The organism is Kitasatospora gansuensis (assembly GCF_014203705.1).
Taxonomy (GTDB): domain Bacteria; phylum Actinomycetota; class Actinomycetes; order Streptomycetales; family Streptomycetaceae; genus Kitasatospora; species Kitasatospora gansuensis.
This window is the reverse complement of the sequence record NZ_JACHJR010000001.1, coordinates 5,900,373-5,921,531: the sequence shown is the minus strand read 5'-3', so window position 1 is coordinate 5,921,531 and position 21,159 is coordinate 5,900,373. Positions and strand designations below refer to the sequence as shown.

At 72.8% G+C, this 21,159-nt stretch carries 18 protein-coding genes and 1 other RNA gene; 6 read left to right on the top strand and 13 right to left on the bottom strand.

Features of this window, described 5'->3' with window-relative positions:
* Positions 1–22 precede the first annotated feature (22 nt).
* Both F4556_RS26790 and F4556_RS26785 read right to left on the bottom strand, forming a co-directional pair.
* Positions 23–1,255, bottom strand: coding sequence for a serine hydrolase domain-containing protein (locus tag F4556_RS26790; protein ID WP_184920414.1), 1,233 nt, complete (start codon positions 1,253–1,255; stop codon positions 23–25).
* A gap of 239 nt (positions 1,256–1,494) precedes the next feature.
* A complete protein-coding gene (locus F4556_RS26785; protein ID WP_184920413.1) occupies positions 1,495–3,783 on the bottom strand; it encodes a glycosyl hydrolase family 18 protein in 2,289 nt (762 codons plus the stop codon).
* A 313-nt stretch (positions 3,784–4,096) separates the two neighbouring features.
* On the opposite strand from F4556_RS26785, the gene F4556_RS26780 reads away from it, so the two are divergent.
* Entirely contained in the window at positions 4,097–4,660 is a 564-nt protein-coding gene (locus tag F4556_RS26780) for a TetR/AcrR family transcriptional regulator (RefSeq protein WP_184920411.1), read from the top strand.
* Between the two features lie 50 nt (positions 4,661–4,710).
* A complete protein-coding gene (locus tag F4556_RS26775) occupies positions 4,711–6,090 on the top strand; it encodes an MFS transporter (protein ID WP_184925215.1) in 1,380 nt (459 codons plus the stop codon).
* Here F4556_RS26775 and F4556_RS26770 read toward each other — a convergent pair.
* The 3 genes from F4556_RS26770 to F4556_RS26760 all read right to left on the bottom strand — a co-directional run bounded on the left by F4556_RS26770 (position 6,016) and on the right by F4556_RS26760 (position 10,085).
* A complete protein-coding gene (locus F4556_RS26770; RefSeq protein ID WP_184920409.1) occupies positions 6,016–7,392 on the bottom strand; it encodes an MATE family efflux transporter in 1,377 nt (458 codons plus the stop codon). The genes F4556_RS26775 and F4556_RS26770 overlap by 75 nt on opposite strands.
* 166 nt (positions 7,393–7,558) lie before the next feature.
* Positions 7,559–9,301 carry an immunity 49 family protein gene (locus tag F4556_RS26765; RefSeq protein WP_184920407.1) on the bottom strand — a complete coding sequence of 581 codons (1,743 nt, stop codon included), beginning with the start codon at positions 9,299–9,301 and terminating at the stop codon, positions 7,559–7,561.
* 106 nt (positions 9,302–9,407) lie between these two features.
* On the bottom strand, positions 9,408–10,085 hold the full coding sequence (locus F4556_RS26760) for a VC0807 family protein (RefSeq protein ID WP_184920405.1): 678 nt from the start codon (positions 10,083–10,085) through the stop codon (positions 9,408–9,410).
* A gap of 93 nt (positions 10,086–10,178) precedes the next feature.
* On the opposite strand from F4556_RS26760, the gene cutA reads away from it, so the two are divergent.
* Positions 10,179–10,505 (top strand): divalent-cation tolerance protein CutA, encoded by a 327-nt coding sequence (gene cutA, locus F4556_RS26755; protein WP_184920402.1) that lies wholly within the window; start codon positions 10,179–10,181, stop codon positions 10,503–10,505.
* Positions 10,506–10,522: 17 nt separating this feature from the next.
* Here cutA and F4556_RS26750 read toward each other — a convergent pair whose 3' ends face one another.
* Positions 10,523–11,254 carry a hypothetical protein gene (locus F4556_RS26750; protein ID WP_184920400.1) on the bottom strand — a complete coding sequence of 244 codons (732 nt, stop codon included), beginning with the start codon at positions 11,252–11,254 and terminating at the stop codon, positions 10,523–10,525.
* A 161-nt stretch (positions 11,255–11,415) separates the two neighbouring features.
* Here F4556_RS26750 and F4556_RS26745 point away from each other — a divergent pair, with 161 nt between their 5' ends.
* Positions 11,416–12,006, top strand: coding sequence for a TetR/AcrR family transcriptional regulator (locus tag F4556_RS26745; protein ID WP_184920398.1), 591 nt, complete (start codon positions 11,416–11,418; stop codon positions 12,004–12,006).
* Positions 12,007–12,178: 172 nt separating this feature from the next.
* Here F4556_RS26745 and F4556_RS26740 read toward each other — a convergent pair whose 3' ends face one another.
* The 4 genes from F4556_RS26740 to F4556_RS26725 form a co-directional block, all read right to left on the bottom strand.
* On the bottom strand, positions 12,179–13,306 hold the full coding sequence (locus F4556_RS26740) for a hypothetical protein (protein ID WP_184920396.1): 1,128 nt from the start codon (positions 13,304–13,306) through the stop codon (positions 12,179–12,181).
* Positions 13,307–13,449: 143 nt separating this feature from the next.
* An RNA gene (gene rnpB / locus F4556_RS26735) (RNase P RNA component class A) lies at positions 13,450–13,852 on the bottom strand.
* Positions 13,853–13,865: 13 nt separating this feature from the next.
* Positions 13,866–15,320, bottom strand: a complete 1,455-nt coding sequence (locus F4556_RS26730) for an MFS transporter (RefSeq protein ID WP_184920394.1) — start codon at positions 15,318–15,320, stop codon at positions 13,866–13,868.
* Positions 15,320–16,771: an RNB domain-containing ribonuclease gene (locus F4556_RS26725; RefSeq protein WP_184920392.1), complete on the bottom strand. Its 1,452-nt coding sequence runs from the start codon at positions 16,769–16,771 to the stop codon at positions 15,320–15,322. The genes F4556_RS26730 and F4556_RS26725 overlap by 1 nt, the downstream gene beginning before the upstream one ends.
* Before the next feature lie 99 nt (positions 16,772–16,870).
* Here F4556_RS26725 and yaaA point away from each other — a divergent pair, with 99 nt between their 5' ends.
* Together yaaA and F4556_RS26715 are read left to right on the top strand one after the other, a co-directional pair.
* Positions 16,871–17,671, top strand: coding sequence for a peroxide stress protein YaaA (gene yaaA, locus F4556_RS26720; RefSeq protein ID WP_184920390.1), 801 nt, complete (start codon positions 16,871–16,873; stop codon positions 17,669–17,671).
* 56 nt (positions 17,672–17,727) lie between these two features.
* A complete protein-coding gene (locus tag F4556_RS26715) occupies positions 17,728–18,234 on the top strand; it encodes a DinB family protein (protein ID WP_184920388.1) in 507 nt (168 codons plus the stop codon).
* Positions 18,235–18,277: 43 nt separating this feature from the next.
* Here the strand turns inward: F4556_RS26715 and F4556_RS26710 are convergent, their stop codons facing one another.
* The 3 genes from F4556_RS26710 to F4556_RS26700 form a co-directional block, all read right to left on the bottom strand.
* Positions 18,278–19,426 (bottom strand): bifunctional RNase H/acid phosphatase, encoded by a 1,149-nt coding sequence (locus tag F4556_RS26710; protein ID WP_184920386.1) that lies wholly within the window; start codon positions 19,424–19,426, stop codon positions 18,278–18,280.
* Between the two features lie 4 nt (positions 19,427–19,430).
* Entirely contained in the window at positions 19,431–20,174 is a 744-nt protein-coding gene (locus F4556_RS26705) for a zinc ribbon domain-containing protein (RefSeq protein ID WP_184920384.1), read from the bottom strand.
* Between the two features lie 67 nt (positions 20,175–20,241).
* Positions 20,242–21,072 (bottom strand): Nif3-like dinuclear metal center hexameric protein, encoded by an 831-nt coding sequence (locus tag F4556_RS26700; RefSeq protein WP_184920382.1) that lies wholly within the window; start codon positions 21,070–21,072, stop codon positions 20,242–20,244.
* Positions 21,073–21,159: the final 87 nt, after the last annotated feature.

Here is a 21,159-nt window from a genome sequence, read left to right as displayed (position 1 = left end):
CCCGCTCTCCCGGCCCCGGGCCTCAGCCCAGCTTCATCAGCTGCGCGGTCGGGGCGCTCGGGGTGCCCGGACCACAGGCCATCACACTCACCAGCGCCTGGGCCGTCCGGGCGGTCTCCGCCGAGGAGTTGAACGGGTTGCCCGAGTAGCTGATCTGCCGGTGGCCCGTCACATCGCCCATCAGCATGGTGGAGTACCCGGGGATGCCCCCGTCGTGACCCCAGAACTCACCGCAGGGCAGGGTGGTCCGCCACAACCCGAGGCCGTACCCCACCCCGCGCTCGAGTGCCTGCGGCGAGGGCGTCTTCATCTCGGCCAGCTCGGCCGGGCGCAGCAGCCGGCCGCCGAGCAGCGCCGCGTTGAACCGGGTCAGGTCCGCCGTGGTGGAGATGCCCGCACCCGCCGAGCTCGCCATCGACGGGTTCAGCCGGGTCACGTCGATCCGGGTGTCGTCGAACTTCAGGTAGCCCTTGGCGTGCGGCCCGGGGACCGCCATCGAGGTGCCCGGCATCGAGGTGTCGTGCAGACCGAGTGGCTGGATGATCCGCCGCTCCACCTCCTTCGCCCAGCCCCGGCCGGTGACCTTCTCGATCAGCAGCCCGGCCACGATGTAGTTGGTGTTGGAGTAGGACCAGTCGGCGCCGGGGGCGAACAGCGGCTCGTGCCGGAAGGCCATCGCCAGCAGGTCCTGCGCCCGGTAGGTGGTCGCCCGGCCGCCCTCGGCCCAGGCCCGCAGCCCCTCCGGGCTGCTCATGCCGAGCTGTTCGTCACCGGTGTAGCTGTACAGCCCGCTGGTGTGGTTGAGGATCTGACGGACGGTGATGTTCGCGCCGTTGGGCACCGTGCCCGGCAGGTAGCGCTCGATCGGATCGTCCAGCTTCACCTTCCGCTCGGCCACCAGCTGGAGCACCACGGTGGACACGAAGGTCTTGGTGGTGCTGCCGATCCGGAATCGGCCGTCCGCCCGGGCCGGCGCTCCGGTGTCCAGATCGGACTGCCCGGCCGCGCCCTGCCAGACCGTCCGGCCGTCCTGTACCACCCGGCCCAGCACGGCGCTGGCGCCGCCGGCCTCGACCACGTCGTGCAGCGCCCGGTCGAGCGCCACCCGGTCGGTGGGAACGCCCGCCGCCACCGTGACCGCCTGCCGGGGTACGTCGGCCGCTCCCGCGACCGGTGCCACCACCGCGACCACCGTCGCGGCGGCCAGTGCCACCGCCGCTGCCCGGAGTGCCGTGCGCCCGCGTCCGTTGAGCATCAGTCAGTTCCCCTCGATCAGTTCGGCCGGAGTCCCTTCCGGCTGCCCCACTCTCACAGCCTGCGCCGGGCCGACGCGTCCACCGCAGGTCCACCCCCTGTCGTCCCGGAGACCGAACCGGTTCTCCCCCTGCCGGGGGGCACCACCCCTACCCGCCTGAGGGTGCTGGCCGAAAACCGATCAGGGACGCCGACGGCCCGCACCCCCGGGAAGGGGATGCGGGCCGCTTGGAGCAGGGGTCAATTCAGGCTGCCTGCCATGGCGTTGAGCAGACTGCCGGCGTTGTCGTCGTTCTCCAGGGCGAAGGCGAACATTCCGGCCAGCCCCTTGGACTTGGCGTACGCGCCGCGGGCCTGGATCGCCTGCGGGGTGTCACCGGTCCAGAAGTTGGTGCCGTCGTAGATCCAGGAGCTCTCCGTCACCGGGTCCCAGTGCGTGTTGGCCGCGGTCGGGGTGAGCTCCCGCCAGGCGGCCAGACCGGCCTCCTGGCTGAGCGGCTTGGCCGGGGTCGGGCCGGTCGCGGTCTGGTAGAGACCGAAGTTGGCCCCGGCCGGGACACCGGTCCAGCCCCGCCAGTAGAACGGGATCCCGAGCACCAGCTTGTTGGCCGGGAAGCCGCCCGCGATGCCGTACTCCGGCAGGCCGGTGGTGTACGCGGTGAGCGCGGTGTCCACGTTGTACTTGCGGTTGCCCGGGGTGATCGGCGTGGCCGGGTCGGCCGGGCTGTCGTGCAGCGGGTCCTGCAGGTTGGTCGGGCCCTTGGCGTCCCAGGCGCCGTGCATGTCGTAGGTCATCACGTCGGCGTAGTCCAGGTAGGCGCCGATCCTGTCGGTCTCCAGGTACTGGATCTTGTCCTGCCCGGCCGGCAGTGCGGCGGTGAGCAGGAAGCGCTTGCCGAGCGGGGCGCCGTACGCGTCCAGCTGCTCGCGGAACTCCTTGAGCAGCAGGGTGAAGTTCTGCTTGTCGGCGGTCGAGGTGTGGTTGCCCACGTGGCCGCCGGCCGAGCCCGGGTACTCCCAGTCCAGGTCGATGCCGTCGAACAGACCGGCCGCCGCCGCGACGCCGCCGGACGGGTCGCCCGCGACGTTCTTCGGCAGGTCGCCCTTGAGGAACATGTTCAGGCAGGAGGAGACGAAGGCCTTCCGCTTGGCATCCGTGGCGGCCGCGTCGGAGAAGTACTTCGAGTAGGTCCAGCCGCCGATCGAGATGGTCAGCCGCAGGTTCGGGTACTTGGCCTTGAGCTGGCGGAGCTGGTTGAAGTTGCCCTTGATCGGCTGCTCGTAGACGTCGGTGGAGCCGTCCACGCTGGTCGCCGAGGTGTAGTCCATCTGGTAGTCGGCGTACGCGTCGCCAGCGCCGTCACCCGCGTTGGGGTTGTCCTCGTGCGTCGCGTCGGAGGCCTTCACGGCCTCGAAGCAGGTGTGCGAGGTCGGGTGGATGTTGGCGAACGCGTAGGTGATCACGTCCAGCTTGGCGGCCGAGCCGGTGGTGTCGACGTTCTTCGCGAAGTAGGTGTTCTCGTACACGCCCCACTGGTCGAAGTAGGCCGAGCGGTACGGGCCGGTGGCCGGGGCCACCGCCGTGGTCACGGTGACCGGCGTCGACTGGCCGGAGGCGTGGCCCGCGCCGTCGTACCCCTGCACGCTGAAGCTCGCGGTGGTGCCGGGCAGCAGCGAGCTGACGGTGACCCTGGTGCCCATCGAGGTGGCCACCAACTGCCCCTGGCGGTACACCTTGTAGGCCGGGACGTTGTCGGTCTGGTCGGTGGACGGCTGCCAGGAGAGCACCACCGCGTTGTGCGTGACCTGCTCGACCTTCAGGCCGGCGGGCGTGCTGACCTTGCCGTCGCCGACCGGGCCGGACGGGCTGCCGCTCGGGCTGGGGCTGGCACTGCTGGACGGCGTGACGCTCGGGCTCGCGCTCGAACTCGCGCTGGGGCTGGCGCTGTTGGACGGGGTGACGCTCGGCGACGGGCTGGACCCGGCCGGTCCGGTCAGCGTCAGGTCGTCGGCCCGGTAGGTGCCCTGGCCGTACCAGCCGTGTGTGAAGACGGTCACCGAGGTGGTGCTCGCGCCGGTCTTGAAGCTGGTGGAGAGCTGGCTCCAGCCGGTGGCCGAGGGGGTCCAGGTCTGCGCGTTCACCCCGGTGCCGGTGGCACCCAGGTAGACGTAGCTGCCCTGGACCCAACCCGCCAGCGTGTACGTGGTGTTGGGCTGGACGGTGACGGTCTGCTGGCACTGCGCGGTGGCACCGGCGGTGGCCGCCGCGCTCAGCGCGTACGAGCCGCCGTGCACGGGGTTGCCGATCACCGACCCGCTACCACCGGCACAGCTCCAGCCGGCCAGCGACCCGGTCTCGAAGTCGGCGTTGGACAGCAGGTTGACCGTGGCGGCGGAGGCCGAGTCCAGTGAGGCGACCACCGCGACGCTGCCGGTGGAGAGCGCGGCGGCGAGCGCGAGAGCGCCCGCTCTCCGCCGCGAAGTGGCCCGGGGCGCGACAGGGCGCCCGGGCAGGGCTCGTTCGAGCATGGGTGACGTTCCTCCGGAGGAGTGGGGTTTCCGGCGGTGCAAGCGACCCGGCTGGGAGACGGGGCGCCCGGTGGGGGATGGGGAGCCCTCGGGGCCGTACCTGAGCACGACAGGTGACAGATTGGACTGGACCAATGGGGCCGTCAATAGCCTGCGTGCGGACTGACCCGACGTCAGCAGACCTTCTTTACCCGCGCTCTGCGCCATCCGCGCTGGTCAGTACGGTGGCCGCCGCAAAAGGTAAAGAAAGTTTCCATCCTTTCGCGACAGTCACCGAGTAGACACTGTCTACACGCCCTGGTAGACAGTGTCTATGACAAGCGAAGACCTCGACCTGCGTACCCGGCTGGTGGCCGCCGGAGTCGAGCTGCTGGCCGAAGAAGGCCTGGCGGCACTCTCCCTGCGCGAGATCGCCCGCCGGGCCGGGGTCTCGCACGGCGCCCCGCGCCGGTACTTCCCGACTCACCTCACCCTGCTCTCCGCGATCGCCCGCGAAGGCTTCGGGCAGCTCGGCGCGCTGACCGCCGGCGCCGCCGGGCCGACGCCCCGGGCCCACGTCGCCGAACTGGCCCGGGTCTACCTCGAGTTCGCCCGGAGCAACCCGGGCATGTACGAGCTGATGTTCCGTCACGACCTGCTGGAGAGCGGTGAGCTCGGCCTGCGCGACACCAGCCTGCCGCTGTTCGAGCAGCTGGTCCGGCTGGTCGCGCAGCTCCGTCCGGAACCGGCCGTGGTCGCGGGCGCGCTCTGGGCCAACCTGCACGGACTGGCGCAGCTCCGGCGCTGGGGCAGTCTCCAACTCGCCACTGGTACCGAGGACTTCGAGCCCGTTCTGCGATCCGCCCTGGACGCCCACCTCGGCCCGGAGACCCGGTGAACCCCCGCCGCCGACAGCGGCTGACCCTGGCCGGGAGCATCACCGGCGCCATGGTGGTGGCCCTGGACGGCACCGTGCTGACCGTTGCCCAGCCCACCCTGCAGCGTGACCTGGACGCCTCGTTCGCCCAGGTCCAGTGGACCAGCACCGGGTACCTGATCGCGGTCGCCGCGCTGCTGGTCTTCGCGGGCCGCCTCGGCGACCGGTACGGCCACCGCCGGGTCTTCGCCGTCGGGGTGCTCGGCTTCGCCGCCACCTCGGCGGCCATCGGCCTGGCCCCCGGCATCGGCTGGGTGATCGGTCTGCGGGTGCTCCAGGGCGTGTTCGGGGCGTTGCTGCAACCCGCCACCCTCGGCATGCTGCGCGCCGCCTACCCGGCCGACCGGCTCGGCATGCCGATCGCCCTGCGCACCAGTGCGATCGGCCTGGCGGCCGCCGCCGGACCGGTGGTCGGCGGCGCGCTCACCACCCACTTCGGCTGGCGGGCGGTCTTCTTCCTCGGCGTCGCGCCCGCCCTGCTGGTCGGCCTGCTCGCCCTCCTGGTCCGCCTGCCCGAACCCACCCGCCGGGTCGGCCTGGACCTCCCCGGCGCCGCCCTGCTCGCCCTCACCCTGGCCTGCCTGGTGCACGCCCTCACCACGCTGCCCGCCCCGAGCCTGCCGAGCGCCGCCCTCGGTGTGGCCGCCGCCGCCCTCTTCGTCCGGCACGAACGCCGGACCCCCAATCCCCTGCTGCCCGTTGGCATCCTCCGCCCGACGGCTGCGGGCCCGGCCCTCGGGGTGCTGGTCGGCGCCTCGGCCGCGATGTTCGGGACGCTCTTCCTCGCCACCTACCACCTCCAGGACGTGCTCGGCCTGGACCCGCTGGGCAGCGGCCTGCGCGCCCTGCCGCTGGCCGTCCTGATGGTGCTGGCCGCCCCGGCCGCCGCCGTGCTGATGCGCCGTCACGGCGCCCGCCGGACCGCGGTCTCGGGCCTGCTGCTGATCGGCCTCGGCATCCTGCTGCTCGCCCGGCTCGACCGGTCCTCCGGCTGGTCCTCCGGGTGGACCTCCGGCTGGTTCGACACCACCGGCGGCTTCCTGCTGCTGGGCGCGGGCTTCGGCAGCGTGATGGTCACCGCGACCGCCGTCATCGTGCGCCGTGCCGCCCTGGACAACGCCGGGGTCGCGGGCGGCCTCCAGCAGACCGCGATGAACCTCGGCCCCACCCTCGGCGTCGCGGGCGCGACCACCCTCACCACCCTCGGCCTGGCCACCGGCCCCGCCCTGCTGACCTTCGCCGCCCTGGCCACCCTGACCGCCGCCGCCCTGGCCACCCGGCTGCCGGGGCCGACGGACCAGCAGTCCGACCGTCCGTCAGGCCGCGCCGGATCGCTCCACCGTCCGGTGCACCGTGAGCGGGACCGACCTGCGCAGCGTCGACCGGGGTGAGCGCGGCCGCCGGTGCGCGCCCGGCGCCTTCCGGGGGACGATCCGCAGCAGGCGGTACGCGGCGAGCTGGGTGAGCGCCCCGGCGGCCATCGCCGTCCACACGCCGTTGACGCCGATCAGCCGGGACAGCCCGTACCCGGACGGGAGTTGGACCGCGAAACCCAGCGCGGTGGCCAGCACCAGGGCCCGGCCGCGCCCCGCCGCCTGGAGCACGCCGCCGAGGCCGACCACCAGCGCGTACGGGAGCAGATAGAGGCACATCAGGCGGAGGAACGCGAGGGACTGCGCCACCACGGCCGGGTCCCGGGTGAACAACTCGGTGAGCGGCCCGCCGGCGGTGGCGCACAGTGCGGTGGCCGCCGCGCCCACCGAGGCGGCCAGGATGGCGGTGTCCAGGGCCAGCGCGGGGAGTTGGTCCGCCCGCCCGGCCCCCGCGCGCCGCGCGGCCTCGATCCCGGCGACCTGCCGGATGGCGTAGAACGCCATGGTCGCCACCAGCAGGATCCGGTACCCGATGCCGTACCCCGCCACCGCCGCGACGCCGAACGAAGCCACCAGGCCCAGCTGCACCATGCCGACCGCCATCCGAGCGGTGAAGTCCACGCCGAACGAGAGCCCTGCAGCCATGATTTGACGTGCCGTCCGTACCGATACCCGCCCAGGCACCCGCACCCGGCGGTGCAGCGCCAGGGCCACGGCCAGTGCCACGGCCCGCGAGGCGACCAGCGCCAGCGCGGCGCCGCTCACCCCGAGCGCGGGCACCGGTCCGGCGCCGAAGATGAGCAACGGGTCGAGGGGGAACAGCAGGAGGTTGCCCAGCAGGGCGGTCCGCATCGGCGTCCGGGTGTCACCCGAGCCCTTGAAGAGGTCGTCGGCCACCTTCTGGGCGAAGAAGACCACCAGTCCCGGGAACGCCACCGCCAGGTACCCGGCGGCCAGTTGGGCCGCCTGCCCGTCGAGGAAAAGCCCGGCCACGGACTCCCGGTACAGCGCCCCAGGGACGGCCAGGGCCACCGAGCCCAGACCGCACAGCCACCAGGCGGTCGTGCCGACCCGGCCCGCCTCGGCGGCATCCCCGGCGCCGCGAGCCCGGGACAGCCGGAGGCTGGTGCCGGAGCTGACCACCAGGACCAGCCCGAGCAGCAGGTGCTCGATCCCGGTGGCCAGCGTGACCGCCGCGACCGCGGGACCGCCGAGGCGGGCCACCCAGAACGTGGTGATGATCGACGCGATCACGCCCGAAAGCAGCTCGACGTAGACCGGCCAGGCGAGCCCGGCCAGCCGTGAAACATGTCCCCGCAACGACTTCTCTTCCCCCGAAACAACGTCAATGCGCCTCTGACGAGGGCACCTTGACTAGAGGTATCGGTGGAGGGCGGGAGCCGCCAAGGTACGAAAGTACAAGATCGAATGTGCGGGCCGGTACCGAACTTGGCCATCCGTGGCCCGGCGGTCAACTGACTGCCGGTCAGCCCGACCGGCCGAACAGCCCCGCCGGCAGGTACGGCGAGCGGACCGGCACCGGCCAGCCCATCCGGTGCGCATGACAGGCCAACGCCAGGATGTCGAGGTCGACCAGGGCGTCCGGTTCGGCGGGCAGCTCGCCCACCGTGTAGTGCTCGCGGTGCGCCTCCAGCGCGTCGGCCAGCGCGAGCGCGAAGCCCGCCCGGTCGCCCTCCACCAGCTGCGACAGCAGTTTGACCGGCGGGGCGAGGTACAGGCCGCGCTCGTGCTGCGCGCACACCGTGAACGCCTTGGTCACCGCGGGCACCGGGTCCACCCCGCGCAGGTAGTCGTGCAGCGCCGCGCCGTAGGCGTCGACCGGGCCGAAGTAGCAGCCCACGGTGAAGAATTCAGGGGTCACCAGCACACAGTCCGCCAACTGCCGCCGCTCCCCCGTGATCAGCGCCAGGGCCACCGCCTGCTTCCAGTGCCCCGCCCCGGGACCGTACGAACCACCGCAGGCCGGCAGCACCCGGGTGGTACCGGCCACGGTCACCTCGTGCTCCGCACCCGGCACACTGCGCGCCAGCCGGAACGTCGCCCCGCCCGCCTCGGCACCGATCCGCAACGTCTCCCACTGCTGCGGATCCCGTCCGTCCGGGTCCAGCGCGGACCGCTCCAGGAAGCTCATCACCTGCCCGCGCATCAGCCCGGTCAGCCTGCGCGTCACATGCAGGGGCCGCTGCTCCGGATCCCGGAACTTCGCCAACTCCCGCTCCGCACAAGCTCCCTGGACCAACCTGCCGGCCTCCTCGGCGTACGGATGCACCGGCCGCTCCACCACCAACGGCCCGGCCGCCAACGCCGCCAACGCCTCGGCCCGCTTCTGCCGCCCGAAGCCGAGCACCCGCGGACCGGGCAGCCGGAAACCCTCCACCAGCGCGGCCGGCAGGTAGTCCGACTCGACCTCCACCGGCCACCTGTTCCACCGCGCGGCCATCGCCGCGAGCGCTATCGCGTCGAACGGGAGCAGCGTGCGCGGCGCCGGATCACCGACGGCCGACCGCTGCCGGTAGTGCTCCAACTGCGCGGCCAGCGCCCGCCGGAAGCCCTCCCGGTCCCCGGCCGCCACCGCGCGCAGCGTGGCCAGGGCGGCCCGGTGGCCGGGCCGGTCCGTGCCGTCCCCCAGGCCCTCGACCAGCGCGTCGATCACCGCCACCCGGCCGTCCGCCGACAAGCCGTCCGTCTGCCCAGCCTCGCCGTAGACGTACGCGATCAGCGCGTGCACCAGCACCACGTCCGCCCGGTGCTCGCACCCTCGCAGGGGCGGGGCCGCCGCGAGGAACAACTCGCCGTGCTCGTCCGACAGTTTGGCCACGAAGGCCAGGAAGAACGAGTCCAGCCAGGAGTGCGCGACGACCCCGTCCGGCTGCTCCGCCGGCCGGCCTTCGCCGTACGGCACCCCCGTGCCGGTGTACTCGACGAACACGTGCGGGTGACCGGCCCGGCCGACGTTCAGCGCCAGCGCACCCACTGCGGCGGCGGCCGCCGACTCGCAGGCGATCCGGGCGTCCTTGCCCGCCAGCTCCGGGTTGCCGACCGACCGCGCACCGAGGTAGTCGAGGAACGAATCCGCCACCATCTCCCAACCGCGGGCCGGAGATTCGTCGTTCTGCATCCGGTGCACCTCACCCCCGGCCCGCTCGGCGAAGTTTTCCACCGCGCTGCTCAGCGCAGCCTCGCCCACCAGGTGACGCTCGATCCGCACCGTCCCACCCCCGTGCTGTGCACCCCGTCGATCGGGCTTCTCCAGCATAGGCAGACGAACTGACTGGGCATCAGCCGACCCCGGGCAGGCCAGGGGCGCTGCGCTACTACACCGCCACCGCTGCTGCCGCCTCGGTCGCCGCCCGCCCGCGGGCCCGGGCGCGCTTGGCGTAGAGCAGGGTCCAGGTGATCAGCGCGGCCGTGACCGCATAGGAGAGCACGGAGTTGAGCGTCACCATGGCGCCGGTGCTGAGCACGTACGAGAGCGCGACCCGGACGGCCGCCTCGAGGACGTAGACGACGCCCCAGCCGATGGTCAGATTGCGCTGGACCGTACGGAAGCCGGGCAGCTCCCAGAGCGCGTTCCAGCGCTCGATTCCCTCCGCCGTCCCGTCCGTACCGAACTTGCGGCCGAAGTAGAACATCAGCGGCCGCGGCGCGGCGAGCGTCGCCAGACAGACCACCCCGAACAGTCCGGTGACCAACGACTCCTTCACCAGCAGCAGTTGAGCCGACTGCGGCCCGACCACGGCCACCAGCGCGGTCAGCCCGAGGAAGACCAGCGACATCGCGGCGAACTCGTCGATCCGACGGTGCCAGGCCAGGTAAATCGCCATGTCGACAACCGGCCAGAGCGCCGATACCAGCACGGCGGAGACCTCGCTGTAGCCGTGCTCGACCAACTGGTTGTACGTGATGATCGGCGCGACGATGTTGAACCCGATGGTCAGCGCCCAGCCGATCGCCGCCGATCCGCCCTTCCGGGCAGGAACTTGCTCCGACACGGTCTCCCCCAAATGATCTTCCGAATGTGCCGGAGGGGACCCTAGCTGACCAGCTGTCAGCCGCGCCAGCGGTCGGTCGGTAGCGTTTCCCGCATGACGCACCGTGACATCCTCGTGGTCACCACGACCCACGACGACGAGACTCGAGCCCGCGACCTGGCCACCGCCGTGGTACGCGAACGCCTCGCCGCCTGCGCCCAGGTCTACCCGATCAGCTCGGTGTACCGATGGGAGGGCGAAGTGCGGTCCGAGCCCGAGTGGCGCATCGACTTCAAGACCCGCGCCGAACTCTCCGACCGGCTGGCCGCGTTCATCGGCGAGCACCACAGCTACGACACCCCGGAGATCATCGGCGTCCCGGTCGTCACCGGCTCCACCGCATACCTGGACTGGGTGAACGCCGAGACCACCACCGACTGAGCTGGGTCTGCTCGAAGTTACTGCGAGCTGTAGGCCTTGAGGCTCACTGCCGGACCGTCGGCATTGCGCGCCACCGCAGCGGCCGCATCCCCGGTCACCGGTACGACGGCACTGCCGTGCGCCGGCACCTCCGTCAGGCCGCCGACCGGCGTGACCTCGACGGCCTGCTGGGTCACGCCCTTCGGCGGCCTGTCCCAGAGGATGTACGCGACCCGTACGGCGACCGGGAAGTCGTCCTCGTTGGTGAGCCGGACCGCCGAGAAGCGCTCGAACCTGGTGACCTCGTGGCCCTGGCTGTCCAACGCCTGAGCCTTCACGTCGTGTTGGCCGGCGGATATCCGGGCGGCGGCCGCACTCCGCAGCGTCACCCGGACATCCGCCACGTCCTGCTCGCCGGCGCCCGAGAACCGCAGGATGTCGATGCTCGTCCCGTACGGCACCACCAGGTTGCCCCGGTCGCTTCCGTACACCGTGCCCACCGTGATCTGAGGCATCGCCTGGCCGTTCCTGTCCAGAGCCGTGAAGGCCAGGACCGGGGCCACCGAACCCCGAGCGATGTTCTTGATCTCCAGCTGCTGATCCATCGTCTGGTTCTCACCGGACTGCGCCACGTAGTGGAAGGACAGCGACACCTCGGCGATCAGGGCACTGGCAGCCGCCTCCACCGACTCGGCGGAGCTCCCGCGCCCACCTTCCGCACGGAGCGGCCCGCACCCGGACAGCAGCGCCCCGCCCACCGCCACCGCCACACCCGCGGCAACCAGTCTTCGCCGTCCCACCTTCACGATCTGCACCCTCCCCGTTGGCCACTGTCCGCCGGAGGCTATCCGATCCCCCGTCAGCTCTCCCACTTGCCCTTCCTAGGATCCCTAGGTTATACCTAAGCCTCCTAGGATCACGAGGAGAGCGCATGGCACGGGCAGGACTGACGGCGGAGCGAGTGACGATCGCGGGCGCCGAGCTGGCGGACGAGGCCGGGCTCGACCAGGTGACCATGTCTCAGGTGGCGCGGCGGCTCGGCGTGAAGGACGCGAGCCTCTACTCGCACGTCCGCGGCCTGGAGGACCTGCGCGGGCGGATCGCCCTGCTGGCTGCGGACGAGAAGACCATCCGTATCGCGGAGGCAACTGCTGGGCGGGCGGGCCGGGACGCGCTGGTCGCGTTCGCGAATGCCTGGCGGGACTACGCCCGCGAGCACCCGGGCCGCTACCTGGCGACGCAGATCCCGATCCGGATCGATCCCGAGCTGGCCGCGAACGCGCCCGGACCGCGGCGCGCGATCGAGCTGACCTACGGGATGCTGCGCGGCTACGGACTGGCCGAGCCCGACCTGACCGACGCGGTCCGGCTGCTGCGCAGCACGTTCCACGGCTTCGTCGCCCTGGAGGCCGCGGGCGGGTTCGCCCACGAGCGTTCGTCGCAACACTCCTGGGTCCGCGCCCTCGACGCCCTGCACACCCTCCTGGAGCACTGGCCCCCGTCCCGAGAAGGAGACTCCTGATCCGAGTCAAGGACGGCAACACCACCGCACCGAGCGCCGACGTCGACCTCCCACCGCAGGCGGCGGCACGCGCCGAGCGGACACACCGGCCTGACCACCCACCCCGCCGGGTTCGGCGACCTCCTCCGGACGGCGCTTCGCGCCTGACGATCCGGTACCTGGTGAGAACGGGTTACTGCCAAGCGACCAGCTGCGGAGCGCCGACGTCCGGTCCAGCGTCCTTCGAGGTCGGGACGGGGCCGACCTTCACGGGCCGGGTTCCTGCGGCCAGGTCGATCCGGTAGAGCTCGGTCTTGTCGTCCCAGGTGGAGAGGTAGGCCAGCGCCCGGCCGTCGGGGGAGAGGACCGCACTCTCGATGAACCGCTGCTCCGGCGGCAGCAGCGTCGTGACGGTGTCCACCCGGCTGTGGTCGTCCGCGAAGCCCAGCAGCAGCAGGTTGTCGTTGCTGTCGCAGAGCAGGGTCTTCGCGTCGGTCCACAGTCGCGGGGCGCAGGCGGGCACCTGCTCGGAGCCGGGCAGGGCGGACCTGCCGTTCGTGGGCGGGCCGATCACCAGCGGTTCGACGTACTCGGCTCCGTAGCTCGCGGCGGGGGCGCTCCGGTGCCAGAACCCGGTCCCGGCGGCGACGGCACCCCCGGGGGCCGCGACGACCTGATCGGCCTTGGTCTCCATCGGCCGGGTCGGCCACACCTTGCCGTCGACGAGCGCGAAGTCCGGCCCCGGGGCGGTGCCTTGGGCCTGCGGGGCCGCCCCGGGCCGGGCCAGGTCGTGGCTGACCACCTGCCGGGCGGCGGTCTCGTACCAGAGCACGGAGGTGCCCGCCTGGAACGCGGGGGCGCGGCCCTCGGCCGCCTTCCCCGCGACCGGCAGCCCGCCCGGGAGGGTGAAGGCGGTCGCGACCGTACCGGTCCCGCCGGGGCCCGGGACCGTACCGGCGATCAGACCGAACCCGGAGTCGAAGAGCTGCCGGTCGGCGGAGGCCGCCGTACGTCGAGGCTGCCCGCAGAGCGGTTCGACCGAGGCGCCGTCCGGGAGGGCGGCCGACCGTTCGGCGAGCCGGGTCCCGTCCGCTGCCGAGTGTGCGGCGACGGTGACCACGTGGACCTTGGTGTCGGGAGAGGTCGCGGACCGGGCCGCGAACCGGTCGCACCGGGCGATGACGACACTGCCGCGGCCGGCGAGCGAAGGGCCGGCCGACGCGGCCGGGTCGGCGGCCTGCGGCGCCGAGCTCGTGCAGGCCGAGACGGCCAGCGTGACGGCAGCGGCCAGCACGAGGGGGGTTCTGACGTTCTGTCGCACTGCGGACTCCCCTGGGATCGGCCGGACGGCCCCCAGAAGCTAGCAGTCGGATGATCATCCCGAACACGGCAGGTCCCCGAAAGATCGGAAAGGGCCTCCGACGCAGGTCAGAGGCCCTTCCCGAACTAATCCGCAGATGGCGACGGACGAGCGCGGCCTGTACGCCGGGTTCTGTCTCCCGGGGTGCTTGCGCGGCCCGGGGAGGCGGCCATCCATCTAGGGCTGCCGTTGCCGACAGCCTCGTGCGGTCTACCCGCGGACTCGGGCGAGCAGCCCTCATGCATCCGCGCACGGCGCCCGAAGGCGCCGATCTTGACCTTGCTCCAGGTGGGGTTTACCAAGCCGGCCGAGTCACCTCGGTCGCTGGTGGTCTCTTACACCACCGTTTCACCCTTACCTCCGGCCGAGGCCGAAGGCGGTCTGTTCTCTGTGGCACTGTCCCGCGGGTCACCCCGGGTGGGCGTTACCCACCACCCTGCTCTGTGGAGCCCGGACGTTCCTCGGCGAGCCCCCGAAGGGACCCGACGCGACCGCCCGGCCGGCTCGTCCGCCGTACTGGTCATCGTAGCCGGTCGGGGGCGGCGTTCGGGACAGCCACCGGGTTGAGCCGGACCGCCACCCGGGCGGCGGTGCCGACCGCCCACGGGGTGGTGGTGGCCCAGCCGAGCAGCAGGACGGTCAGGCCGAGGCCCGTGACGATCCACCAGCCCGCGTGGCTCGCCGCGGCCAGCCCGACGGTGCCGGTCACGGCGGTGGTGACCACGGTGCCGATCACCGCGACGCCGAGGGACTGCCCGATCTGACGGCTCGTCGAGGCGACGGCGGCGGCCACCCCGGCCTGGGCGAGGGGCATGCCGGAGACGGCGGCGTTGGTGATCGGGGCGTTGACCAGGCCGAAGCCCAGCCCGAACAGGGCGTACGCGGGGAGCAGCAGCGCGGCCGACGAGTCGGCCGAGAGCCGGGTGAGCAGCAGCCCGCTGGCGGCCAGCGCCGCACCCGCGCCGAGCAGCGGGTACCGGGGCCCGTACCGTCCGACGATCCGGCCGGAGATCGGGGCGGCGATCAGGGTCAGGCCGGCCATCGGGAGGGTCCACAGCCCGGCCTCGACCGGGCTGTAGCCGCGGACGTCCTGCAGGTAGAGGGTGTTGACGAAGAGGAAGCCGCCGAGCGCGGCGAAGGCGCAGACCGCCGTGACGGTGGCGCCGGTGAACGGGGCGCTGCGGAAGAACCGCAGGTCGATCAGCGGTTCGGGCACCCGCCGCTCCCACCAGGGCAGCGCCAGCAGGGCGGCAGCGGCGATCGCCGCCAGCAGGAGGATCAGCGGCGAGGTCCAGCCCTGCCCCGGGCCCTCGATGATCACGGCGGTGCCGGTGCCGAGCAGCAACACCATCAGCAGCTGCCCGACCGGGTCGAGCCGCCGGGGCCTCGGCGCCCGGGACTCCGGGACGTGACGGAAGGTCAGCAGACAGGCGGTCAGGCCGATCGGGACGTTGATCAGGAAGATCGACTGCCAGCCCGCGTTGTCCACCAGGAAGCCGCCGATCAGCGGGCCGAGCGCCATGCTGATGCCGACCACACCGCCCCAGACGCCGATCGCCCGGGCCCGTTCGCGCGGGTCGGTGAAGGTGTTGGTGATGATCGACATGGCCACCGGGTTGAGCATCGAGCCGCCCACCGCCTGGAGTGCGCGGAACAGCACCAGCCACTCCAACGAGGGCGCCAGGCTGCACAGCAGCGAGCCGAGCACGAACAGCAGCAGCCCGGCCCGGAACACCCGGCGCCGGCCGATCCGGTCGGCGACCGAGCCCGAGAGCATCAGCAGCGAGGCGAGCACCAGGGTGTAGGCGTCGATGATCCACTGGAGGCCGGAGGCGGGCGCGTCGAACTCGCGCTGGATGGCGGGCAACGCGATGTTCACCACGGTGTTGTCCAGCCCGACGATGAACAGGCTCAGGCAGCAGATGCCCAGCACCAGCAGCCGCCCCCGCCGGTCCAGCTCCCCCTGAGTGCCCATCAGGCCGGCGCGAAGCGGACAGTCCTGGCGGCCGGGTCGGCCAGCGTGAGCCGTACCTTGATCCGCTCGCCGAGCGGCAGCTGCGCGGCCTCCGCCGCCTCGCACCTGGCGACCACGGCGGGCTCCCGGAGCTGGACGGTGCCGGTGGTGGGCCGCCGTTCGTCGATGTCGATCACCACCGCGTCGAACCGTTCGCCCTCCCGGCCGCGCAGCAGCTCGGCCTCGACCAGGTCTACACAGGCCCGTTCCACCTCGTGGGCCCGCCGGTCACCGGTCGCCATCAGGGCCGGAACGCCGAGCAGTTGCTCGCTCACCCAGTGCGGGACGTCGGTGCCACCGGCGATCGCCACGCAGATCTCCTGCGCGTACCGGTCGGCCAGCCGCCGCAGCGGGGCGGTGCAGTGCGCGTACGGGGCGGCCAGCGCGGCGTGCCCCGGGTCGGCCGGCGGCGCGACGCCCTGGGCGGTGTCGAAGGCATGGTACCCGGCGCCGCGCAGCAGCCCGGCGCACTCCTTCAGGAAGGCGGCGTGGTTGGACCGGCCCGGGTCGAGCGAGCGGATCAGCTCGGGGTACGGGGTGCCCTGCGGCCAGTCCACCTCCAGCGCCACGGCCGTCCGCCGGAGCCGGGCGTACGCGGTCTCGGGGGCGGCGGGCAGGGTGCGCAGCAGGCCGATCCCGGCGTCCAGCATCAGCTCGGCGGCGGCCATGCCGGTGAGCAGCGAGATCTGGGCGTTCCAGCCGTCGGCGGGGCGCGGCGCCCGGTACGCCAGCCGGTAGCCGCCGTCCACCGGCTCCACCTCCTGCTCGGGGATCGGCAGGCTGACGCCGCCGCGATCAGCCTCCCTGGCCTCCCGCAGCCGGCCGATCTCGGCCAGCAGCCGGAGCTGTTCGTCCGCCCCGCCGGAGTCGATCGCGCCCTGCACGCCCTCGTAGTCGAGCCTGCGGCGGGAGCGGACCAGGGCCCGGCGGACGTCGGCCAGCAGCACCGCGCCGTCGGCGTCCAGGTCGAGCTGCCAGAGCAGCGCGGGCCGCAGCTCACCGGGCAGCAGGCTGGCGGCGGCCTCGGAGAGCCGGGGCGGGTGCAGCGGGATCCGGGCGTCGGGGAAGTAGAGGGTCTGCACCCGGCGCCGGGCCTCGGTGTCGATCGCCCCGTCCGGCTGGACGAAGGCGGCCACGTCGGCGATCGCGTAGTGCACCCGGTAGCCGCTCCCCCGGCGGCTCAGGCTCATCGCCTGGTCCAGGTCCATCGATCCCGGCGGGTCCAGGGTGAACAGCGCCAGGTCGGTGGCGTCGAACTCCGGCAGCCTCGGCACCCCGGCCACCCGGTCCGCCTCCGCCAGCACCTCGGCCGGCCAGTCGCTCCGCAGCCCGAGCCCCTCCCGCAGCTCCGCCAGCTCACGGTTGATCCGAGCGGTGTCGGCGGCCCTGACCCTCAGCTGTTGACGCGGCATGCTGGCAGCGTACGGCGGCCGGGAGCTGACGGCCTGTCGGACCGGGCGGCACGTACAGTGGGAGGGTTCGCTGCCACAGAATGTTGAAGGGGTGTCGCCGTGCTGGTGCTGTTGCCGCCGTCGGAGGGGAAGGCTGCTGCGGAGGCCGGGGTGCCGCTGGTGCTGGAGGAGCTGTCGCTGCCCGGGCTGACGGCGGGGCGCCGGGCGGTGTTCGAGGCGCTGGTCGGGCTCTGCTCCGGGGACGAGGAGACGGCGCGCGGGGTGCTCGGGCTGAGCGAGGGGCTGCGCGGCGAGGTGGCGAAGAACGCCGGGCTGCGGACGGCCGGGGCGCTGCCCGCGGGTGAGGTGTACACCGGGGTGCTGTTCGACGCGCTCGGGCTGGCGAAGCTGCACGAGGCGGCGTACGCGCTGGCCGAGCGCTCGCTGCTGGTGTTCTCCGGGCTGTGGGGGGCGGTGCGGGTCGGTGACCGGATTCCGCCGTACCGGTGCTCGATGGGGGTGAAACTCCCCCCGCTGGGGGCGCTCGGGGCGTACTGGCGGCGCGAGATGGCCGAGGTGCTGCCGGCGGTGGCGGGCCGGGGGCTGGTGCTGGACCTGCGGAGCGCGGCGTACGCGGCGGCCTGGAAGCCGGCCGGGGAGACCGCGGCGCGGACCGCGACCGTGCGGGTGCTCCAGGAGCGCGAGGTGAACGGGGAGCTGAAGCGCTCGGTGGTGAGCCACTTCAACAAGGCGACCAAGGGCCGGCTGGTCCGCGACCTGCTGAACGCCGGGCTGGAGCCCGGTTCGCCGGGTGAGCTGGTGGACGCGCTGGCCGGGCTCGGCTACCGGGTCGAGGTCTCCGCCGAGGGGTCCGCGCGCAAGGCGTGGCAGCTCGATGTGGTGGTCACCGAGATCCACTGATGTCCACGGGTCGAAATACCCGTACCGGGCCGGGGCGGCGCTGGGATGATCATCTGATGGATGAGCAGATCAGGACCGAACCGTCCCGGGTGGCCGACGAGCGCGCCTCGCTGACCGAATTTCTGGACTACCAGCGCCAGACCCTGGCGATGAAGTGCGCCGGGCTGACCCCCGATCAGCTGCGGACCCGGGCCGTACCACCGTCGGCGATGTCGCTGCTCGGGCTGGTCCGGCACCTGGCCGACGTCGAGCGCGGCTGGTTCCTCAACGTGGTCGCCGACCAGGGCGTCCCGAGCTACTGGGGGCGCACGCCGGACGGCTCGCGCGCCGAGTTCGAGGTGGCCGAGGCCGACCCGGAGCGGGCCTTCGCGATCTGGCGGGAGGTCTGCGAGCAGGCCCGCGCGGTGGTGGCCGGGGTCGATTCGCTGGACGCCGTGACGCACTTCGACGGGCAGCCGTACTCGCTGCGCTACGTGCTCACCCACATGATCGAGGAGTACGCCCGGCACAACGGCCACGCCGACCTGCTGCGCGAGCTGATCGACGGCAGCACCGGGGAGTGACACCACCGGGGAGGGGGCGGCAGGCCGCCCCCTCCCCGGAGTGTCAGCGCAGGTGCGAGGTGTCGTTCAGCAGCCGGAGCGAGGCGTTGCCGTCCGCGTAGTACTGCACCGCGCAGAACGAGGCCGCCGAGAGCTCCATCCGGTAGAGCGAGTCCGGCGGGGCGCCGAGGGCGAGCCGGACCAGGGTCTTGATCGGGCTGACGTGCGAGACCACCAGCACCGTCTTCCCGGAGTGCCGGGCCAGGATCTTGTCCCGGGCGACACCGGCCCGGTGGGTGAGCGTGGTGAAGCTCTCCGAGCTGCCGGTCGGCTTGGCCTTGGCCGAGCCGAGCCAGGCGGCCAGGTCCTCGGGGTGACGCTGCTGCACTTCGGCGAAGGTCAGCCCCTCCCAGTCGCCGAAGTCCAGCTCGCGCAGACCCTCCTCGAACCGGACCTCCAGGCCCAGCCGGATGGCGACCGCCTCGGCGGTCTGCCGGGTGCGCTGCATCGGCGAGCTGACGATGGCTTGGATGGTGCCCCGGGCGGCCAGCGACTCGGCGGCCCGGGCGGCCTGCCAGAGGCCCCGCTCGGAGAGCGCCGGGTCGGTGCCACCGCTGCCGGAGAAACGCTTCTCCGGCGTGAGCGGTGTCTCGCCGTGCCGGAGCAGCACGAAGGTGGTCGGCGTCCCGAGGTCGGCCGGTCCCGCCCAGCCCGCCTTCGGTGCGGCGGGCGCGGGCAGCGGCTCGTCCACCGGGGCGAGCGGCGCGGCCGGGCGGACCTTGGGCTCCCACTGCCGGCCCGCCTTGCCCGCGTCCATCGCCTCGTTGGCCAGCCGGTCCGCGTCCTTGTTCTTCTCGCGCGGGATCCAGCTGTACTTCACCTGCGAGCGCGGCAGGACGGTGGCCGCCTCCGCCGCCAGCGGCTGCATGTCGGGGTGCTTGATCTTCCAGCGGCCGGACATCTGCTCGACCACCAGCTTGGAGTCCATCCGGACATCCACCTTGGCGTCCGGGTCCAGCTCGTGCGCCGCCCGCAGGCCCGCGATCAGGCCCTTGTACTCGGCCACGTTGTTGGTCGCGCGCCCGATGAACTCGGCCGCCTCGGCGATGATCTGGCCGGTATCCCCGTCCCGGACCACCGCGCCGTAACCGGCCGGGCCCGGGTTGCCCCGGGAGCCGCCGTCCGCCTCGACGATGAACCTGCGCCCGGCCATCGGATCAGACGCCCGACTCGGCGGTGCGCACCAGGATCCGGCCGCAGTTGTCGCAGCGGACGACCGCGTCCTTGGGCTCGGCCTTGATGCTGTTCAGGTCGGCGGCGGCGAACTCGACCCGGCAGCCCTCGCAGCGGCGCTGGAACAGGCGGGCCGCGCCGACGCCGCCCTGCTGCTCGCGCAGCCGGGTGTAGAGCTTGATCAGGTCGGCCGGCAGCACGACGGCCACGGCCTCGCGGTCCCGCTTGACCTTCTCCACGTCGGCGTCGATCTCGGCGAAGGCCGCGTCCCGGCGCTCCTCGGCCTCCTTGAGCACCACGGTGGAGTGGTCGAGCCGGGCCGACAGCTCGGTCACCCGGGTCTGCGCGGACTCCAGCCGCTCCATGACCTCCAGGACGACGTCCTCCAGGTCGGACTGACGCTTCGCCAGCGAGCCGATCTCGTGCTGGAGGTTCTCCAGGTCACGCGGCGAGCCGACCGCGCCGGAGTCCATCCGCTGCTGGTTGCGGGCGGTCCTGGCGCGGACCTGCTCGACGTCGCCCTCGGCCTTGGTCAGCTCGCGCTCGGTGTCGCCGAGCTGTGCCTGGGCGGCGATCACCAGGTCCTTGAGGGCGGTGTGGTCGGCGGTGGCCTTGTCGATCTCGGCGTGCTCGGGCAGGCTGCGGCGCCGGTGGGCCAGCTGGTCGAGGCGGGAGTCGAGGGCCTGGAGGTCGAGCAGGCGGATCTGGTCGGCGGGCGCGGCGTTCAAGGCTGGGGGCTCCTGTTTTTTTGTCTGTCGGCAAGTCGGTCGGGCGGGAGGCTTCGGGCGGCCGAAGCTAGGGGTTCATCGGGGCGTGCGCGGTCCACGGGTCGGTGACCAGGTGCGAGACCTTGGTCTCCAGCTGCCAGCCGTGCCCGGCGGCCGCCTCGGTCAGGCCGCGCTCGGCCAGCCGCAGCCAGGGCCACTCGGTGGCCCAGTGCGCGGCGTCCACCAGCGCGACCGGGGAGGCTTCGGTGGCCTCCGAGGCCGGGTGGTGCCGCAGGTCGGCGGTGACGTAGGCGTCCACCCCGGCGGCCCGGACCTCGGCGAGGAAGCTGTCGCCCGAGCCACCGCAGACCGCGACCCGGGTGATCACCCGGTCGCCGTCCCCGGCCACCCGGACCCCGGCGGCCGTGGCCGGCAGTCCGGCGGCCACCTGGGCGGCGAAGGCGGAGAGGGTGAGCGGCGGTTCGAGCACGCCGATCCGTCCGCTGCCCCGGCGGCCCGCCGGGTCGGTCGGGTCGGCGATCAGCGGTCCGAGTACCCGCAGGCCGACGGCCTCGGCGAGCGCGTCGGAGACGCCCGGGTCGGCGTGGTCGGCGTTGGTGTGCGCGACGTGCAGCCCGATCCCGGCCCGGATCAGCCCGTGCACCACCCGGCCCTTGAAGCCGGTGGCCGCGACGCTGGTGACGCCACGCAGATAGAGGGGATGGTGGGTGACCACCAGGTCCGCACCCCACTCGACGGCCTCGTCCACCACGGCCTGCACCGGGTCGACGGCGAACAGCACCCGGCCGACCTCGGCCTCGGGGTCACCGCACACCAGGCCCACGGCATCCCAGGACTCGGCCCACCTCGGCGGGTACAGCTCTTCGAGCGCGTTGATGACGTCGGACAGTTTCGGCACCTGTCGAGACTACCGCGCGCGGGCGGCTCCCCCGGCCCCGGGCGCTGCCGGGCCTGGCTCGCAGGTGGGCCGGTCGGGCCGTACTGC

Coding starts and splice junctions, on each gene's coding strand:
- F4556_RS26790 (WP_184920414.1), bottom strand. CDS start 1,255: ATGCTCAACGGACGCGGGCGCACGGCACTCCGGGCAGCGGCGGTGGCA.
- F4556_RS26785 (WP_184920413.1), bottom strand. CDS start 3,783: ATGCTCGAACGAGCCCTGCCCGGGCGCCCTGTCGCGCCCCGGGCCACT.
- F4556_RS26780 (WP_184920411.1), top strand. CDS start 4,097: ATGACAAGCGAAGACCTCGACCTGCGTACCCGGCTGGTGGCCGCCGGA.
- F4556_RS26775 (WP_184925215.1), top strand. CDS start 4,711: ATGGTGGTGGCCCTGGACGGCACCGTGCTGACCGTTGCCCAGCCCACC.
- cutA (WP_184920402.1), top strand. CDS start 10,179: ATGACGCACCGTGACATCCTCGTGGTCACCACGACCCACGACGACGAG.
- F4556_RS26745 (WP_184920398.1), top strand. CDS start 11,416: ATGGCACGGGCAGGACTGACGGCGGAGCGAGTGACGATCGCGGGCGCC.
- F4556_RS26730 (WP_184920394.1), bottom strand. CDS start 15,320: ATGGGCACTCAGGGGGAGCTGGACCGGCGGGGGCGGCTGCTGGTGCTG.
- F4556_RS26725 (WP_184920392.1), bottom strand. CDS start 16,771: ATGCCGCGTCAACAGCTGAGGGTCAGGGCCGCCGACACCGCTCGGATC.
- F4556_RS26715 (WP_184920388.1), top strand. CDS start 17,728: ATGGATGAGCAGATCAGGACCGAACCGTCCCGGGTGGCCGACGAGCGC.
- F4556_RS26710 (WP_184920386.1), bottom strand. CDS start 19,426: ATGGCCGGGCGCAGGTTCATCGTCGAGGCGGACGGCGGCTCCCGGGGC.